This is a genomic window from Pseudomonas sp. HN11, from assembly GCF_021390155.1.
Classification (GTDB): Bacteria; Pseudomonadota; Gammaproteobacteria; order Pseudomonadales; family Pseudomonadaceae; genus Aquipseudomonas.
The window spans coordinates 5,074,859-5,092,811 of the sequence record NZ_CP089985.1; the positions used below are offsets into that span (position 1 = coordinate 5,074,859).

The 17,953-nt window shown below is 59.8% G+C and carries 14 protein-coding genes and 2 tRNA genes; 8 read left to right on the forward strand and 8 right to left on the reverse strand.

The genetic code is table 11. The features are described from left to right. Positions 1-27: 27 nt before the first annotated feature. The 7 genes from LVW35_RS23215 to LVW35_RS23245 form a co-directional block, all read right to left on the reverse strand. Entirely contained in the window at positions 28-1,308 is a 1,281-nt protein-coding gene (locus LVW35_RS23215; protein WP_233892205.1) for a sensor histidine kinase, read from the reverse strand. Then, the gene (colR, locus tag LVW35_RS23220) at positions 1,298-1,981 is read right to left on the reverse strand and encodes a two-component system response regulator ColR (protein WP_003175870.1); all 684 of its coding nucleotides are present in this window, start codon (positions 1,979-1,981) and stop codon (positions 1,298-1,300) included. The genes LVW35_RS23215 and colR overlap by 11 nt, the downstream gene beginning before the upstream one ends. A gap of 272 nt (positions 1,982-2,253) precedes the next feature. After that, positions 2,254-3,909, reverse strand: a complete 1,656-nt coding sequence (gene groL, locus LVW35_RS23225; protein WP_233892206.1) for a chaperonin GroEL — start codon at positions 3,907-3,909, stop codon at positions 2,254-2,256. Between the two features lie 50 nt (positions 3,910-3,959). Beyond that, positions 3,960-4,253 (reverse strand): co-chaperone GroES, encoded by a 294-nt coding sequence (locus LVW35_RS23230; RefSeq protein ID WP_233892207.1) that lies wholly within the window; start codon positions 4,251-4,253, stop codon positions 3,960-3,962. 248 nt (positions 4,254-4,501) lie between these two features. Next, on the reverse strand, positions 4,502-4,978 hold the full coding sequence (locus LVW35_RS23235) for an FxsA family protein (protein WP_233892208.1): 477 nt from the start codon (positions 4,976-4,978) through the stop codon (positions 4,502-4,504). A 66-nt stretch (positions 4,979-5,044) separates the two neighbouring features. Then, positions 5,045-5,776, reverse strand: a complete 732-nt coding sequence (locus LVW35_RS23240; protein ID WP_233892209.1) for a HugZ family pyridoxamine 5'-phosphate oxidase — start codon at positions 5,774-5,776, stop codon at positions 5,045-5,047. Positions 5,777-5,882: 106 nt separating this feature from the next. Beyond that, positions 5,883-6,890, reverse strand: coding sequence for a DUF481 domain-containing protein (locus LVW35_RS23245; RefSeq protein ID WP_233892210.1), 1,008 nt, complete (start codon positions 6,888-6,890; stop codon positions 5,883-5,885). Positions 6,891-7,091: 201 nt separating this feature from the next. On the opposite strand from LVW35_RS23245, the gene LVW35_RS23250 reads away from it, so the two are divergent. The 4 genes from LVW35_RS23250 (at position 7,092) to LVW35_RS23265 (ending at position 11,854) form a co-directional block, all read left to right on the forward strand. Next, positions 7,092-7,406, forward strand: coding sequence for an MGMT family protein (locus LVW35_RS23250; RefSeq protein ID WP_442799697.1), 315 nt, complete (start codon positions 7,092-7,094; stop codon positions 7,404-7,406). Between the two features lie 43 nt (positions 7,407-7,449). Further along, positions 7,450-8,982, forward strand: coding sequence for an AmpG family muropeptide MFS transporter (locus tag LVW35_RS23255; protein ID WP_233892212.1), 1,533 nt, complete (start codon positions 7,450-7,452; stop codon positions 8,980-8,982). A gap of 182 nt (positions 8,983-9,164) precedes the next feature. Then, positions 9,165-10,880: a proline--tRNA ligase gene (locus tag LVW35_RS23260; RefSeq protein ID WP_177017058.1), complete on the forward strand. Its 1,716-nt coding sequence runs from the start codon at positions 9,165-9,167 to the stop codon at positions 10,878-10,880. A gap of 20 nt (positions 10,881-10,900) precedes the next feature. Then, positions 10,901-11,854 carry a hypothetical protein gene (locus LVW35_RS23265; RefSeq protein WP_233892213.1) on the forward strand — a complete coding sequence of 318 codons (954 nt, stop codon included), beginning with the start codon at positions 10,901-10,903 and terminating at the stop codon, positions 11,852-11,854. A gap of 68 nt (positions 11,855-11,922) precedes the next feature. On the opposite strand, the gene dinB is transcribed toward LVW35_RS23265, so the two are convergent. Next, a complete protein-coding gene (gene dinB / locus LVW35_RS23270; RefSeq protein ID WP_233892214.1) occupies positions 11,923-12,981 on the reverse strand; it encodes a DNA polymerase IV in 1,059 nt (352 codons plus the stop codon). A 279-nt stretch (positions 12,982-13,260) separates the two neighbouring features. Here dinB and LVW35_RS23275 point away from each other — a divergent pair. The 4 genes from LVW35_RS23275 to LVW35_RS23290 all read left to right on the forward strand — a co-directional run bounded on the left by LVW35_RS23275 (position 13,261) and on the right by LVW35_RS23290 (position 17,821). Next, positions 13,261-13,337: transfer RNA gene (locus LVW35_RS23275), tRNA-Met, on the forward strand. A gap of 205 nt (positions 13,338-13,542) precedes the next feature. Beyond that, a tRNA-Met gene (locus LVW35_RS23280) sits at positions 13,543-13,619 on the forward strand. A 279-nt stretch (positions 13,620-13,898) separates the two neighbouring features. Continuing rightward, complete coding sequence (gene mprF / locus LVW35_RS23285) at positions 13,899-16,541, forward strand: bifunctional lysylphosphatidylglycerol flippase/synthetase MprF (RefSeq protein ID WP_233892215.1); 2,643 nt, start codon at positions 13,899-13,901, stop codon at positions 16,539-16,541. After that, positions 16,541-17,821: a virulence factor family protein gene (locus tag LVW35_RS23290; protein WP_233892216.1), complete on the forward strand. Its 1,281-nt coding sequence runs from the start codon at positions 16,541-16,543 to the stop codon at positions 17,819-17,821. The genes mprF and LVW35_RS23290 overlap by 1 nt, the downstream gene beginning before the upstream one ends. Positions 17,822-17,953 lie beyond the last annotated feature (132 nt).

Here is a 17,953-nt window from a genome sequence, read left to right on the forward strand (position 1 = left end):
CTGGCAGGATAGCGGTAGAGGGTGGAGTCAGGCGTTGCCCTGACTCAATTGCACATGAAAGCGGCAGCCATTGGGTTCCATGGTACTGAGGCTCACGCTCCAGCCCTGGTTTTCGCAGATACGCTGGACCAATGACAAACCCAGGCCCAGGCCGTCGCCGCGTTTCTCGTTGCCGCGCACGAAAGGCTCGAACATCGCTTCGCGCTTGTCTTCGGGGATGCCCACGCCTGAGTCCTCTACCACAAAACCGCTCGATTCCAAGGTCAGGCGAATAAACCCTTGCTCGGTGTAATGCAAGGCATTGCGCAGCAGGTTGCCCATCACAGCATGCAGGAAGGTGGCGTTATACCGGGTATCCAGGGGGTTGCCCGGCTGGTAGATCAACTCCAGGCCCTTGCGCTCGATGGGGTCACGCCAGATCCCGAGCAGATCATCGGCCACTTGCTCCAGGCTGACCTGGGGTGACATGGTGCCGTCGTCATGTTCGGCACGGGCCAGCATCAGGAAGGTCTGCACCAGTTCGCGCATTTCTTCACAGGCACGGGCGATCCGCTCAACCTGGTTACGCCCACGCTGATCGATGGCCGGGTTTTCCAGCAGCAGTTCGCAGGAGCTGGCCAGCACCATCAACGGAGTGCGCAACTCATGACTCACATCACTGGTAAACATCTGCTCACGGGACAGCGCCTGACGCAGACGCCCCAGCGTGGCATCGAAGGCCACGGCCAGCTCCCCCACTTCATCCGCCGCGTAGTCCGGTGCCAACGGCGGTGCCAGGCCCAGCAGTTGATCACGGTGACGCACCTGGCGGGCCAGGCGCACGACCGGCGCCATCACTTTGCGCGCCAGCACCCAACCAAGGAACACCGCCAGCGCCAGGCTCAGCACAAAGCCCACCAGCACCACGGCAAACAGTACGCGCTCACGTTCTTCAAAATCGCTTTGATCCTGCAGCAACACGTAGCGCCGGCCATCGACCACTTCGACCATGGCATGGTACGACAGCGTTTCGCGGAACACTTCATGGAAACCGGGTTCTAGGTGGCGCAAATCCTTGGGTAACTCAAAATCGCCAGGGCCACCGCTGAAGTAAAACAACTGATCCGGCTCGGGGCGGTGCCGCCAGTCTTCGACCGTGTCCATCAGCAACAGGCGCTGCAGGTCGCCGCCCAAGCCTGCCGAGATCAGCTTCTCTTCCACCAGGTGCACCGTCGCGACGATGCCCATGGCGAAGGCTCCCGCCACCAACGCACTCATCAAGGCAAAGGCGATGATGATCCGTTGAGCAAGGCTCTGCTTAAACTCCATCTCGACCCTCAGCCAGGCGATAACCGACGCCGTGCACCGTTTGCAGCAATGGCTTGGCGAATGGTTTATCGATCACTTGGCGCAACTGGTGAACGTGGCTGCGCAGGCTGTCGCTGTCCGGGCAGTCATCGCCCCACAGGGCTTCTTCAAGAATTTCGCGGCGCAACACGTGCGGGCTCTTCTGCATCAGCACCGCCAGCAGCTTCAGGCCGACGGGGTTGAGCTTGAGCAGGCGACCTTCGCGGGTCACCTCCAGGGTATCGAGGTCGTAGCTCAGGTCACCCACTTGCAGGGCGCGGCGTCCGCCGCCCTGGGCACGGCGCAGCACGGCTTCGATGCGCGCGGCCAGTTCCGACAGGGCAAACGGTTTGAGCAGGTAATCATCGGCGCCGGACTTGAAGCCCTGCAGCCGGTCATCCAGTTGGTCGCGGGCGGTGAGCATGATCACCGGCGTGTCACGGCGTGCGTCTTCGCGCAGGCGCTTGCACAGGGTATAGCCATCGATACCAGGCAGCATGATGTCGAGCACGATCAGGTCATAATGTTCGGTAGCGGCCAGGTGCAGGCCCGACAAACCGTCCTGCGCACAGTCCACGGTATAGCCTTTTAGCCCCAGGTAATCAGCCAGGTTGGCCAGAATATCGCGGTTGTCTTCAACCAATAGAATTCGCATGGGCAGTATCTCCGTACGCGGTAACGGCCGTGTTGGCTCGCGCAGCTTAAGGCCAAGTGTGGTTCAGGGATAGACCTTGGGGTACGTCGATAAAGGTTTTCAACCAATATTTCGGCTGAACGAGATTTTCACTATAGCTTCACGTATTGAACACAGTGCCGATGAAAAAATTACCGATGGGGCGCACATTTTCATCGACAGATAGCGCCCAATAAAAAGCCCCGCCTGCATCACTGCAGGCGGGGCTTTTAAGTTAGCCGGGTAAGGCTGGCTTACATCATGCCGCCCATGCCGCCCATGCCACCCATGCCGCCCATGTCTGGCATACCGCCGCCAGCTGCGCCTTCAGCCTTCGGCTTGTCAGCGATGGCCGCTTCGGTGGTCAGGATCAGACCGCCGATGGAGGCTGCGGCTTGCAGCGCGGAACGGGTCACCTTGGTAGGGTCCAGAATGCCCATTTCGATCATGTCGCCGTAGACGCCAGTCGCAGCGTTGTAACCGTAGTTACCTTTGCCGTTCTTGACTTCGTTGACCACAACGCTTGGCTCGTCGCCGGAGTTGGCAGCGATCTGACGCAGCGGCGCTTCAACAGCACGACGCAGTACACCGATACCGACGTTCTGGTCAGCGTTGTCGCCGGTCAGGCCGGTCAGGGCTTCCAGAGCACGGATCAGCGCAACGCCACCGCCAGGTACCACGCCTTCTTCAACGGCTGCACGGGTGGCGTGCAGGGCGTCTTCAACGCGGGCTTTCTTCTCTTTCATTTCAACTTCGGAACCGGCGCCAACCTTGATCACTGCAACACCGCCGGACAGCTTGGCCAGACGCTCTTGCAGTTTTTCACGGTCGTAGTCGGACGAAGTCTCGGCAACCTGCGCACGGATCTGAGCGATACGGGACTCGATGTCGCCTTCAACGCCAGCACCGTCAACGATGATGGTGTTTTCTTTGGAAATGGTCACGCGCTTGGCACTGCCCAGGTTTTCCAGGGTGGCGCTTTCCAGGCTCAGGCCGATCTCTTCGGAGATAACGGTACCGCCGGTCAGAACAGCGATGTCCTGCAGCATGGCCTTGCGACGGTCGCCAAAGCCTGGAGCCTTGACGGCTGCGACTTTAACGATGCCACGCATGTTGTTCACAACCAGAGTCGCCAGGGCTTCGCCTTCAACGTCTTCGGAAACGATCAGCAGTGGGCGGCCGGCTTTGGCCACGGCTTCCAGCACTGGCAGCATTTCGCGGATGTTGGAGATCTTTTTGTCGACCAGCAGGATCAGCGGGCTGTCCAGTTCGGCAACCATGGTGTCCGGCTTGTTGACGAAGTACGGGGACAGGTAGCCACGGTCGAACTGCATGCCTTCTACAACCGACAGTTCGTTTTCCAGGCCACTGCCTTCTTCAACAGTGATCACGCCTTCTTTACCGACTTTTTCCATAGCCTCGGCAATGATGTCGCCGATGGAATTGTCAGAGTTGGCGGAGATGGTGCCTACCTGAGCGATAGCCTTGGTGTCAGCGCAAGGCTTGGACAGGTTTTTCAGTTCAGCAACGATGGCGATGGTCGCCTTGTCGATGCCGCGCTTGAGGTCCATCGGGTTCATGCCGGCAGCAACGGCCTTGTAGCCTTCGTTGACGATGGCCTGAGCCAGAACGGTGGCGGTGGTGGTGCCATCGCCTGCGTCATCGTTGGCACGGGAGGCAACGTCTTTGACCAGCTGCGCGCCCATGTTTTCGAAACGGTCTTCCAGTTCGATTTCTTTGGCGACGGAAACGCCGTCCTTGGTGATGGTCGGAGCGCCGAAGCTCTTCTCGATGATCACGTTACGGCCTTTCGGGCCCAGGGTCGCTTTTACTGCGTCAGCCAGGACGTTGACACCGGTAAGCATTTTCTTGCGGGCGGAATCGCCGAATTTCACTTCTTTAGCAGCCATGATCGATATTCCTTAAATACTTTGGAGTAACGGGAAAATGAGCGGGGAAATCAGTCTTCCAGAACAGCGAGAATCTCGTTCTCAGCCATAACCAGCACGTCTTCGCCGTCGACTTTCACTGTGTTGCTGCCGGAGTAAGGGCCGAAAACAACCTTGTCACCCACTTTCACGGCCAGCGCGCGTACATCACCGTTCTCCAGGGTCTTGCCTGGGCCCGCAGCGACGATCACACCGTGGTTGGCTTTTTCAGCAGCCGAACCTGGCAGAACGATACCGCCAGCGGTTTTCTTTTCTTCTTCGCTGCGACGGATTACGACGCGGTCGTGCAGAGGACGAAGCTTCATTGTCGATCTCTCCTAATTGTGTTTTTCATCGGCCGGTATCAATTCCGGCGGGTTAAATTCCGGCGGTGCCGGTCGCGGTTCGCGGAGCGAAACGCGGAAGTCTGTCCAGTGTCACCACCAGAAACCTTGCGGTGACCGTTACATAAGGGCGCATAAGCTTATTACAAGGGGCCGCGGCGTAATTTTTTTTGCGTGTGCCGACGACTGAAAGCAACACGGCACCCTGAGGTGCCGTGCCAGTGAAGCGGTTATTTGCTGTCGCGGTGTTCGAACTCGCCTTCGATCACATCACCTTCGCGCCCCAGCGGCTGGCGTGGGGGCGGGCCGCCACGGGGTTGCAGGTCGTCGGCGAACGCCCGCTGGCGAATTGCAGCCTCTTCGGCGCGCTGGCGCATCTTGCTGGCCAGCAGTTTGCGGGTGAACGGCAGCAACATCACCAGGCCCACCACGTCGCTGATGAAACCCGGCAGGATCAACAGGCCGCCGGCCAGGGCCATCATCAGGCCTTCAAGCATGGTCTGGGCGGGCAGTTCGCCACGGTTCAGGCTTTCACGCGCACGCAACGCAGTGGCCAGACCGGCGACGCGCAGCACCAGGACGCCGAACATCGAGCCGAGAATGATCAGCAGCAACGCCGGGAAAAAGCCGATCGCACTGCTGACTTGAACGAATACGAACAGCTCTAACACCGGGAACAGCAGAAAGAGCAATAAAAAAGGGCGCATCAAAAGGTTCCTCAACGCAAGAATGCCTTGCCAGTCCACCTTAGATGACGTCGCCATTTCGTGAATTCAAGCGTCGACGATGGCTTTTTTCGGCCAGACCTCGGCGTGGGCCAATGAAACCAGGGCTTCGCGTACTTGTATCGGTGTGTTGCAAGACTCCGCAAATGGCAACCAATATAAGGATTGGCCTATACGCAAGTGCATGCCTTCGCTGTCGATACCGGCCAACTGTGCAGGCTCGGAGGTCGGCAAACCGGTCAGGTCGACGTAATGGGCAATGGCCTTGGTGTGATCGCTGTTCATGTGTTCGATCATGCTGCGCTCGGCTTTGCCCGCAAACGGGTTGGCCAGGGTCAACTGGTCGACCCAGTGAATCGCGCCAAAGCCACCGATGTAACGGTGACGTACGGGCTTGAGCACCCAGAAGTCGAAGTCGTGGGCCTTGTGGTAGTCGGCTGAATCAGGGAAGTAGCGGTAATAGCGCTCGGCAGCCGCCTCGATGGCGGCGCCCTCCACCAGCTTTTCGGCTTCAGCCAGATAGGTCAGGCGCCCGACGGCCTGTACGTCATCCGCCTCACGCTCACCCACCAGCAGCGAGCACTTGGGATCTTTCTGCAGGTTGTGGGTGTGCTGCGCTATGCGACTGATCAGGATCAGCGGGCGACCCAGCTCGTCGAGGCAATAGGGCACGACCGAACCGAAAGGGAAACCGGGCATGGCTTTGGACAGTGTGGAGAGAGCCCCACGGTATTCCTTGAGCAACAGCTCTCGGGCGTTCTTGGCAACCTGTGCGCTCAACGTATGACTCCTCGGGTAATCAGCCGCCCATGGCATATGGGAATGGATCTCAACGCAAGGTAATCATTATCGGCAAAGGTTGCCAAGCAGGTTTTGTTCGCCCGTGTTACCAGGCCACGCCGAAGCCTGCGGTGTAGCGGGTTTTGCTCAGGCTGCTGTCGGAGTCGCCGCTGATCACGTCGCGCTCGGCCTTGAGGTTGAGCGAAGCCCACTCGGTGACTTTGTAGCGCAGGCCCATTTCCGCATCCAGCGAGTACTCCGCCGGGCCGGCGATGGGCTTGCCTACTTCGCCATTGGTGAAGAACTCGACCGTCTTACCCACCAGGTAGCGGTTGTAATTCCACTTCATGGCCAGGGAATAGAAGTTGTCCTTGCCGCCGTCGGCGTACTCATAGTCGGTGCGGTTGACCAGCGAACCCAGGGAGAAGGCGCCCAGCTCATCGTCCCAGAACTGATAGCCAGGGCCCGTGCCGACGGTGCGCTGGCGGGACAGGTCTTCAACCTTGTCGCGCTTATAGGTCAAGCGGCCTTGCCAGAACCAGTGCTCGGTCAGGAAGCGGTCGAGGTCGTATTCCAGGGCCCAGTTATCGGTGGTGGTGACATCGTCCTGAAACTCTCGGTTGTACTCGCCCTGCCCGGTATGGCGCCATTGGCCGTGGCGGGCGGTGGTCTTGAAGTCGATGTCGTAGTCGTTGGTGTCTTTGTCGGCGCGTTTATAGTCCAGCGCCATGTCCACGTTGCCTTTCCACACCAGGTCTTCGATCACAGGCTTGGGCTTGATGATCTGCTGGATGCTGGCCAGGTCGACGGTCTTGGGTGCTTCGCCGTTGGCCAGTACCACCTTGCCGTCGTCCGCAGCTTTCAGGGACTTGGCTTTCTCGCCGGTGTAGGCGTCCTGCTTGACCAGCAGTTCCTGGTCGCTCTCCAGGGTTTTCACCTGTTTCCAGTCCACCGGGATGGCGCCTGCGTAATCGGTCTGGATCAGCAGCTTGCCACCGTCGAAGACCTTGATCTTGCCGGTCAGGCGGTCACCGTTCTTCAACCAGACGGTATCGGCCAGCAAGGGCGTGGAGGCGCTGAAAACAGCGAGGCACAACAGGGTTCTGGACAACATAAGCAGATTCGAGGCTCGGGCTTGGCGAAAAAAGGGCATTATCGTGTTAGATAACGTCTTAGCAAGGACTGACTCAAGGATCTGGGTTGAGTTCAATGCTCACCTTCATGTTTGCAGACGTTTCTTACAAAAATGCCGACGATTTCAACGGATAGCCTCACAGTGAACCAAGCTGCCGAATCCCCTCAAAGCCCCGCCGAAATGCGCCGTACCGCGCTGTACCTGACCCTGGCGCAAGTGCCCGCAGGCTGCGTGGTGAGCTATGGCGAGCTGGCCCACCTGGCAGGTCTGGGTCGTGCGGCTCGCTGGGTCGGCCGTACCCTGAGCCAGCTTCCGGAAGACACCAAGCTGCCCTGGCACCGCGTGCTGGGTGCCGGCGGTCGGATAAGTCTGCCGGTGGGCAGTGCCTCGGGTGACGAGCAGCGCGCGCGTTTGCGCGATGAAGGCGTCACTGTCCGCAACAATCGCGTGGATATTCAGCGCCATGGCTGGCGCCCGGTAGAGCACAGCGGTTAGAGTGCGCGCTTTGTTTCCGCAAATCTGAGGCAGACTCCAGCCCATGCCCCGTAAAACCTGGCGCGCCGCGCTCGCTGCCTATGCCAGCCCCTCGACGTTGGTCCTGTTGTTGCTCGGCTTTGCCGCCGGCCTGCCTTACATGTTGGTGTTCTCGACGCTTTCAGTGTGGTTGCGTGAAGCCGGTGTGGCGCGCGAGACCATCGGCTATGCGAGTCTGATCGGTTTGGCGTATGCCTTTAAATGGGTGTGGTCGCCGCTGCTTGACCAATGGCGTCTGCCGTTACTCGGCAAGCTTGGGCGCCGCCGTTCCTGGCTGGTGCTGGCCCAGTCGCTGGTGATCCTCGGATTGATCGGCATGGGTTTTTGCGACCCGCAGAAACATTTGTCCTGGCTGATCGCTATCGCTGTCATCGTCGCCTTTGCCTCCGCGACCCAGGACATCGCGGTCGACGCCTACCGCCTGGAAATCGCCGACGACAGCCGCCAGGCCGCTTTGGCCGCCAGCTATATGTCCGGTTATCGCATCGCCGCCTTGCTGGCCACGGCGGGCGCACTGTTTTTTGCCGAGGGTTTCGGTTCCACCGGTTTCAACTATAAACACTCGGCCTGGACGGGCACCTATGTGCTGTTCGGCGTGTTGATGATCCCGGCGCTGCTGACCACCCTGTTCATGCGCGAACCCAATGTGCCGCTACGCACTCAACTGCAAGCCGGGCGCTACAGCTTCGTGCACCAACTCGCGTCTGTGTTTGTGCTGATTGTGTTGCTGGTGTCGGTGCCGGCGATGTTCACTCAGCTGTTCAACACCGATTTCGAAAGCGTGCTGTTCCACGGCATGAGTCTGTGGGACTTACTCATGGAAGACCGCGCGTTCCTGCGGGCCATCCTCTATATCACCCTCACCTCCCTATGCCTGTCAGCCATGGGCCGCCGTGGCCTGGCGCCGGTGCTGACGCCGGTGAACGACTTTATCCTGCGCTATCGCTGGCAGGCGTTGCTGCTGCTGGGACTGATCGCCACCTATCGCATGTCCGACACCGTGATGGGCGTGATGGCCAACGTGTTCTATATCGACCAGGGTTTTACCAAGGACCAGATCGCCGGGGTCAGCAAGATCTTCGGCCTGATCATGACCCTGGTGGGCGCCGGCATGGGTGGCCTGCTGATCGTGCGCTTCGGCATCCTGCCGATTCTGTTCATCGGCGGTGTGGCCTCGGCCGGCACCAACCTGCTGTTCGTGATGCTCGCCGACATGGGCCCGGACCTGCAGATGCTGATCTTCACCATATCCCTGGATAACTTCAGCTCCGGGCTGGCGACTTCGGCATTCGTGGCCTACCTTTCCAGCCTGACCAACCTGAAGTTCTCCGCCACCCAATATGCCCTGCTCAGCTCGATCATGCTGTTGCTGCCGCGCCTGATCGGCGGGTATTCGGGGGTGATGGTAGAGAAGTTCGGCTATCACAATTTCTTCCTGATCACCTGCATGCTGGGTGTGCCGACGCTGCTGCTGATTGCTCTGCATTGGTATCAGGAGAATCGGCGGGCGAAGTTGGCTCCCCAGACAGAAGACTGACCTGTGGGAGCGGGCTTGCTCGCGAATACGGTGGTGAGAAAAGGATTTAGCGACTGACACTCCACATTCGCGAGCAAGCCCGCTCCCACAGACCCCTCTGCATTCTGATGCCTGTACTCCAGCAGCCGGCGCCCGTACAATCCAGAGTCATTTCAAGTCCAAGCAACCGACAACGGCCTACCATGCGTACCAGTCAATATTTGCTCGCCACACAGAAAGAAACGCCTTCCGACGCGGTCGTGATCAGCCACCAGCTGATGCTGCGCGCCGGCATGATCCGCAAACTGGCCTCCGGCCTGTACACCTGGCTGCCCATGGGCTTGAAGGTGATGCGCAAGGTCGAAGCCATCGTTCGTGAAGAAATGAACGCTGCCGGCTCTCTGGAAGTGTTGATGCCGAGCACCCAACCGGCTGAACTGTGGCAGGAATCCGGGCGCTGGGAAGAGTACGGCCCTGAATTGCTGCGCTTCAAGGACCGTCATGGCCGCGACTTCTGCGCCGGCCCGACCCATGAAGAAGTGATCACCGACCTGATGCGCAACGAGCTGAGCAGCTACAAGCAACTGCCGCTGAACCTGTATCAGATCCAGACCAAATTCCGCGACGAAATCCGCCCACGCTTCGGTTTGATGCGTGGCCGCGAATTCATCATGAAGGATGCGTATTCGTTCCACGCTGACCAGGCGTCGCTGCAGGTCACCTACGACCGCATGCACCAGGCCTATTGCAACGTGTTCACGCGCCTGGGCCTGAAGTTCCGCCCGGTTGAAGCGGACAACGGCTCCATCGGCGGCGCCGGCTCCCACGAGTTCCATGTGCTGGCCGAGTCCGGCGAAGACGATATCGTGTTCAGCAATGGTTCCGACTACGCGGCGAACATCGAGAAAGCCGAAGCCGTGCCACGGGAAACGTCCCGCCCGGCACCAACCGAAGAGCTGCGCCTGGTGGACACACCAGAGACCAAGACCATTGCGGCCCTGGTGGAAAAATTCAACCTGCCGATTGAAAAGACCATCAAGACCCTGATCGTGCGCGCCGAAGAAGAAGGCAAGCTGATCGCTCTGGTGATCCGTGGCGACCACGAGCTCAACGAAATCAAGGCTGCCCAGCAACCTGGCGTGGCCAGTCCGTTGGTCATGGCCACCGATGCCGAACTGCGCGACGCCATTGGCGCCGGCGCCGGTTCGCTCGGCCCGCTGAACCTGCCGCTGCCGATCATCATCGACCGTTCGGTCGAGCTGATGAGCGACTTTGGTATCGGCGCGAATATCGACGACAAGCACTACTTCGGCGTGAACTGGGAACGTGACCTGCCGGTTCCGACCGTGGCCGACCTGCGTAACGTGGTGGCCGGTGATCCAAGCCCGGATGGCAAGGGCACCCTGGAAATCAAGCGCGGCATCGAAGTCGGGCACATCTTCCAGCTGGGCAACAAGTACAGCAAGGCGATGAAATGCGAAGTGCTGGGCGAGAACGGCAAGCCGATCACCCTGGACATGGGCTGCTACGGCATTGGTGTGTCGCGCGTGGTTGCGGCTGCCATCGAGCAGAACAACGACGAGAAAGGCATCATCTGGAGTGACGCCCTTGCGCCGTTTCAGGTCGCACTGGTACCGCTGCGTTATGAAACCGAGCAAGTACGCGAAGCCACCGACAAACTGTACGCCGAACTGACGGCCGCCGGTTTTGAAGTGCTGCTGGATGACCGAGACAAGAAAACCAGCCCGGGCATCAAGTTTGCCGACATGGAACTGATTGGCATCCCGCACCGGATCGTGGTCAGTGACCGCGGCCTGGCCGATGGCAATCTGGAATACAAGAGCCGGACCGAAGCCGAAGCCCAACCGTTGCCGGTGGCTGACGTGCTGTCTTTCCTTCAGGCGCGTATTCGTCGCTGAAAACCAGATCAAGAGAAGTCATGTTCAAGCGAAACACCAGAGCCCTGGGGGGCGCCGCCTTGTGCGGCGCCCTGCTGGTCAGCGGCTGCGCCAACCAGATGTCGCAACGCAGTGAGCACGAGGAGCGGGTCGAGCGTAAGTTGCTTGATCACAGCCTGCAGATCGATGTAGGCGAACCCAAGGTGCTGGAACTGCCGCAACGCCGGGTACGCATTCACGAACAGAAGACCTTTGAGGTCACCGAGTTCGAAGTCACCCGTCGTTACGACCGCTACACCCCCTACCAACCCTGGCGCAAACTCTATGAGATGCCGTTGGGTGCCGTAGCCCTGGTGGCCGGCGCGGGCGCCAACGTGGTGAATGTCTTTGCCCTTGGCAACCTGCCGACCAGCATGACACGCGACTGGCTGACCTACGGCGTGGACGGCCTCAACCCGTTCATGAACGTGCAGTCCCATGGCCGTGCGCAACAGAACCTCGCGGGTATCGATGAAGTCCAGCGCGACAAACGTGTGGAGTATTCGAGCCTGCCCTGGAGCGAACGCCCGGTGCAAGTCACCGCTGGCAAACACGTCCATGAACTGACCACCGACCGCAACGGCGTACTGCGCCTGAACCTGTTGGACAGCCCATTTGCCGAGCAGGACCTGAACCGCGTCACGACCCTGAAGATCAGCGTGGAGGATGGCCAGGACGACGTGCATTCGGATTCCACGCTAGCTGTCAGCAGCACCTTGCGCAACAAGCTGCTGGAAGCCCACGGCCTGATCTACGACGACCTGGAAGACGACGAAGTCAGCCAGTGGGTACACCGGGTCAAGCGTTTGTCTGAACTGGGCCTGGAAGAAGAAGCCAGCGAGCTGGAACAAAGCCTGATCGAACTGACCCGCAATGATCCCGAGTTGCAGCAGGAATTCCTGCAAGCGCTGACCAAGGATGCGGGGCGGTTGGTGGCAGATCCTGGCGCTCGCTGAGATCTAAAGCCTGCTGAAGATCTAAATGTGTGCGGGCTTGCTCGCCCCCACATTTTTGCTCCCGGTTTCTACCAGGAGAATTCAAGCTGTTCGTTGCCATTGCTTAAATCCAACAAGCGCACGCCGATGCCCAGTAGCCTCACCGGTTTCCCACCGCGATTAAACGCCTGCGTCAGCAGCTGTTGATAACTCTCCAGATCCCGCCCTGCCCCCGCCTGCTCCAAGGTGGTCTGGGTAAAATCATGAAACTTCACCTTGACGAACGGCTTGTCCGCCCGGTAACTGCTGTCGATGCGTGCCATTCGCCCGGCCAGGGTGTCCATCAGCTCGGGGAGTTTGGCCAGGCAGCTTGAGAGGTCTGGTAGATCCACGTCGTAGGTGTTTTCCACACTGATCGATTGCCGGCGACTGTCGTTCTGCACCACGCGGTCATCGATCCCACGGGCCAGGCTCCACAGTCGCTCGCCGAAACTGCCGAATTCGCGCACCAGCGCCAGCTTGTTCCAATCGCGCAACTGGTGGCAGTCTTCGATTCCCAGGCGCGCCAATTTGTCTGCCGTGACCTTGCCCACACCGTGCAACTTGCTCACGCGCAATTGCGAGACGAAGTCTTCGACCTGGTCCGGTGTGATCACGAATAATCCGTTCGGCTTTTTCCAGTCGCTGGCGATTTTGGCCAGGAATTTGTTCGGCGCCACGCCCGCGGAAACAGTGATATGCAATTGGTTGGAGACACGCCGGCGAATATCCTGGGCAATGCGCGTGGCACTGCCACCGAAATGCGAGCTGCCGGACACGTCCAGGTAGGCCTCATCCAGCGACAACGGTTCGATCAGGTCGGTGTAGTCGCGAAAGATCGTCTGGATTTCCTTCGACGCTTCTTTATAAGCATCCATGCGCGGCTTGACGATGGTCAGGTCCGGGCACAGCTTCAAGGCATGGCGGGAAGACATGGCCGAGCGCACGCCATAGGCGCGTGCCTCGTAGTTGCAGGTCGCGATCACCCCGCGTCGGTCCGCCGAGCCGCCCACTGCCAATGGCTTTTGCGCCAGGCTCGGGTCATCACGCATCTCGATGGCGGCGTAGAAGCAATCACAGTCGACGTGGATGATTTTGCGCTGCGTCATATAAACGGGGTGTTTACCTACGGGCGGCCAGTATCGCACTCACACCTGTATATAGCACCAGTAGTTTGAATCTTCCGCTTGAGCGGTAGGAAAATTCCAAGATGAATTTATTTTCTCAATCGGATTTGACCTTCCGATAGAGCTGAAAGCCTCGGCCAGACTGGGCCCGAGGGGTATCAAGGGGCCTTTATAGAGAGCTAAGCGATTGAACCACAAGCGCTTTTCTTTAATTCACAGGTTGACACACTGGCGTTCCTCTGTAGAATGCCGACACACAGACGCGGGATGGAGCAGTCTGGTAGCTCGTCGGGCTCATAACCCGAAGGTCGTCGGTTCAAATCCGGCTCCCGCAACCAAACATCAAGAAAGGCTACTCGAAAGAGTGGACTTTTTTGTGCGTGCCTGTTTTTGTCATGTACGAAAATTGTAAGACAAAAAAATCTTTCCCATCGCGCACTTACGTGCATGGCCAACATTCGGAGGCCAATTCACACTTATTTGACCCATCGGCCCGATAACGGTTGACACCTCGCCGTTGGGCTGTAGAATGCCGCCCACAGACGCGGGATGGAGCAGTCTGGTAGCTCGTCGGGCTCATAACCCGAAGGTCGTCGGTTCAAATCCGGCTCCCGCAACCAAACATCAAAAAAGGCTGCTCGAAAGAGTGGCCTTTTTTGTATCCGGTGAAAAAGCTCTTCTGAAACAATGGCATGGCATCTTTCATGAAACCGCATGCGGTTTGTAGAGTCCATCTCATTGCAAGCTATGCTCAATGCGCTAGCGCTACCCTCTACGACCAATGGCCGCTGTCGCCGCCCCCGGTGATACGCGTTAATATTTGTAATTATTTTGTCCATAGGGATTGGTAACTTGGCTGGATACCTCCATCCTGTCGCGCACAATCCACGAGGTGATTGATGCGCGCCAACTCGTCTGAACCACAAGACACTGTCACAGCAGAACAACCGATCCCACCCACCCGTTTGCGTTGGCTGGATCTGGTGAGCAAGTACCGGCAACCCATCGGGCTGGCCGTTACCCTATTGTTGTTCGCCATTGCCCTGATTGCCTGTCGCCATCTGCTACTGGAACTGGACCTCTACGCCCTCCACGATTCGATCCTGGAAGTGCCCAAGCCCGCCCTGCTGGGTGCATTCGCCGCGGCCGTTGCCGGTTTCGTCATTCTATTGGGCTATGAATTCTCCGGCGCTCGATATGCAGGCGTGAACTTGCCCGCCAAGACCCTGGCCCTCGGTGGCTTTACCGCTTTCGCCATTGGTAATGCGATTGGCCTGTCGATGCTTTCCGGCGGGTCGGTACGCTACCGTTTATATGCACGCCATGGCATCGGGGCTTCGGAAGTCGCCCACATGACGGTGTTCGCCAGCCTTGCGCTCGGCACAGCCCTGCCACCACTGGCCGCATTGGCAACACTGAGCAACCTGCCCGCCGCATCGACTTACCTGCATTTGCCACAGGCTGTGCTTGGCGGCATCGCTGGCGCCGTGCTGTTACTGTCGGCCGTGTTGTGCATCGGCATTTACCGCCGTCGCCTGCCGGAACAACCCTACCCGGATAACCTGCTGGTAAAAGCCGGCCGCCGCACCCTGCGCCTGCCGGGGCGGCGCCTGACCTTTCTGCAACTGATCATCACCGCACTGGACGTAGCCGCCGCCGCCACTGTCCTTTATATGCTGCTGCCGGAAGCACCGCCGTTCGGGCCCTTTCTGCTGGTGTACCTGCTGGCCCTGGCCGCCGGCGTGCTCAGCCATGTGCCGGGCGGTGTGGGGGTATTCGAAGCGATCCTGCTGGCAGCCTTCGCCGACAAACTGGGCGCTGCGCCATTAGCTGCCGCCCTCCTGCTGTATCGCATGATCTACGTGGTATTGCCGCTGCTGATTGCCTGCGTGTTCCTGCTGGTCAACGAAGCGCAACGTTTGTTCCAGACCCAGCAAAGCCTGCGGGTCGCCTCGGGACTGGCAGCGCCAGTTTTGGCCGTCCTGGTTTTTTTGTCTGGCGTGGTCCTGCTGTTCTCTGGCGCCACGCCCGAAATCGACTCACGCCTGGAAAACATCGGCTTCCTGATTCCCCACCGCCTGATTGATGCCTCGCACTTTGGCGCCAGCCTGATCGGCGTGCTGTGCCTGCTGTTGGCCCAGGGCCTGCGCCGGCGCCTGTCGGCCGCCTGGATGTTGACCATGGTGTTGCTGCTGGTAGGCGCCCTGCTTTCGCTGCTCAAGGGTTTCGACTGGGAAGAAGCCAGTCTGATGACCATGACCGCGATCCTGCTGGCGATCTTCCGGCGCTCTTTCTACCGCGCCAGCCGCCTCACCGAACTGCCCTTCTCGCCGCTGTACCTGGTGGCCAGTGTCTGCGTGCTGGGCGCTTCGATCTGGCTGCTGCTGTTCGCTTATCAAGATGTGCCTTACAGCCATCAGCTATGGTGGCAGTTCACCCTGGACGCCAACGCCCCACGTGGCCTGCGCTCGCTATTGGGCGCCGCCGTGCTGCTGGTGATCGTGTCCCTGACCTGGCTGCTGCGTACCGCGCGCCCGGTGATCCACCTGCCGACACCCGACGAACTGGAGCGCGCCAGCAAGATCCTGATGGCCTCGTCCCAGCCCGACGGTGGCCTGGCGCTCACCGGCGACAAGGCACTGCTGTTTCACCCCAATGATGAAGCTTTCCTCATGTACGCCCGCCGCGGCCGCAGCCTGGTAGCGTTGTACGACCCGATCGGTCCGACTCAGCCACGAGCGGAGATGATCTGGCAGTTCCGCGACCTGTGCGATATCCACCACGCGCGCCCGGTGTTCTATCAGGTACGAGCGGAAAACCTGCCGTACTACATGGACATCGGCCTCACCGCCATCAAGCTGGGCGAAGAAGCCCGTGTCGACCTGAAACGCTTTGACCTGGAAGCCAAGGGCAAAGAGATGAAGGACCTGCGCTACACCTGGAACCGCGGCTCGCGAGACGGCCTGTCCCTGGAGATCTGCGAGCCGGGCACCGCGCCGATGGACGAGCTCAAGGTAATCTCCGATGCCTGGCTGACCGGCAAGAACGTGCGGGAAAAAGGCTTTTCCCTGGGACGCTTCAGCGATGACTATCTCAAGCACTTTCGCATTGCGATCATTCGCTTCGAAGGGCGCCCGGTGGCCTTCGCCAACCTGCTCGAGACCTACAACCACGACCTGGCCAGTCTCGACCTGATGCGCGCCCACCCGGACGCGCCCAAGCTGACCATGGAATTCATGATGGTCGGCCTGATTCAACACTATAAAAGTCACGGCTACGCCCGTTTCAGCCTCGGCATGGTGCCGTTGTCGGGCCTGCAACCACGACGTGGCGCCCCGCTGACCCAACGCCTGGGTTCGATGGTGTTCCGTCGTGGCGAGCAACTGTATAACTTCCAAGGTTTGCGCCGCTTCAAAGACAAGTTCCAGCCTGACTGGGAACCCCGTTACATGGCCGTGCCCGCAGGACTTGATCCGCTGGTGGCACTGGCCGATACCGCCGCCCTGATCGCGGGCGGCTTGACTGGATTGGTGAAACGCTGATGATTCGACGCTCCTGGCGGTATGTATTGGCCTTTGTAGTGCTGCTCGCCCTGGTCCTGGGTGGCGGCTATTGGTATTGGAACCGCCCTGCCCCGCAGCCGACCCTGGAGCAACTGCCCCAGGCCGATGGCTCGGTGATGACCCGCGTGACCCCGTACGGCACGCCGAAAGCCCGCGTGGCCGTGGCCGTGATGCCGGATGAAATCCTGACCGACAGCCAATTGATTGCCCTGAGCCAAGGCGGCAAGGCGCAGATTGTCCAGGTGATCCTGCCCAAGGACGACTGCAAGCTGCAGGAACAGGCGCTGCAAAGCGCTCTGGGTCAGCTCAAGGGCCCAGCCACCCTGGTCAGCGGCATCGGTCCTGGCGCCGCCCTCGCCTGGCGCTGGCTGGCCACTCAGAACGACGACATGGCCAATGCCATCTCGGTTGGCTTCGCCCTGGCCCAGGAAGGCTGCAAGGACCCACTGCCAAAAACGGCCGCACACGGCAATTGGCTGGTGGCCTGGAACGACAACCCTGACGATGAAAGCGCCAGTTTCGTACGCGACACACCGCGCGCCACCACCAGCATCAGCGACTACGACATTCACTACCCGCAAGTGCTGAACAACGAGCTGCGCAAGCAACTGGTGGGTTCGGACAACGGCGGCCTGGCGATTCCGGTGGTTGAAGTCCCGGCGGGCCAAGCGAAAGACACCGTCACCCTGTTTCTCTCCGGTGACGGCGGCTGGCGCGACCTGGACCGCGACGTGGCCGGCGAGATGGCCAAGATCGGCTACCCGGTGGTGGGCATCGATACCCTGCGTTACTACTGGCAGCACAAGACCCCGGAACAAAGCGCCAAGGACCTCACCGAACTGATGCAGCACTACCGTCAGAAATGGGGCACCAAGCGCTTCGTACTGACCGGCTACTCGTTCGGCGCTGACGTGCTGCCGGCCATCTACAACCGCCTGCCGGAAAACGAGCAGCAGCGTGTGGACGCCATCATCCTGTTGGCGTTCGCGCGCACCGGTAGCTTCGAGATTGAAGTGGAAGGCTGGTTGGGCAACGCCGGCAAAGAAGCCGCCACCGGCCCGGAAATGGCCAAGCTGCCACCTGAGAAAGTGGCGTGTATCTATGGGGCCGAAGAGGTCGACGAGAGCGGCTGCACGGATAAGACCGCCGTAGGTGAGGCACTCAAGTTGCCGGGCGGGCATCACTTTGATGAGAACTACCCGGCGCTGGCGAAACGCTTGGTGGATATCATCGTGAAGCATCAGGCCAAAGCCGAGTAATCCTGCAGCCATACGCAAAACCAAATGTGGGAGCGGGCTTGCTCGCGAATACGGAATGTCAGTCGATGTTGCTGTGACTGATCCACCGCTTTCGCGAGCAAGCCCGCTCCCACATTTGCTTAGTGGTGTGAC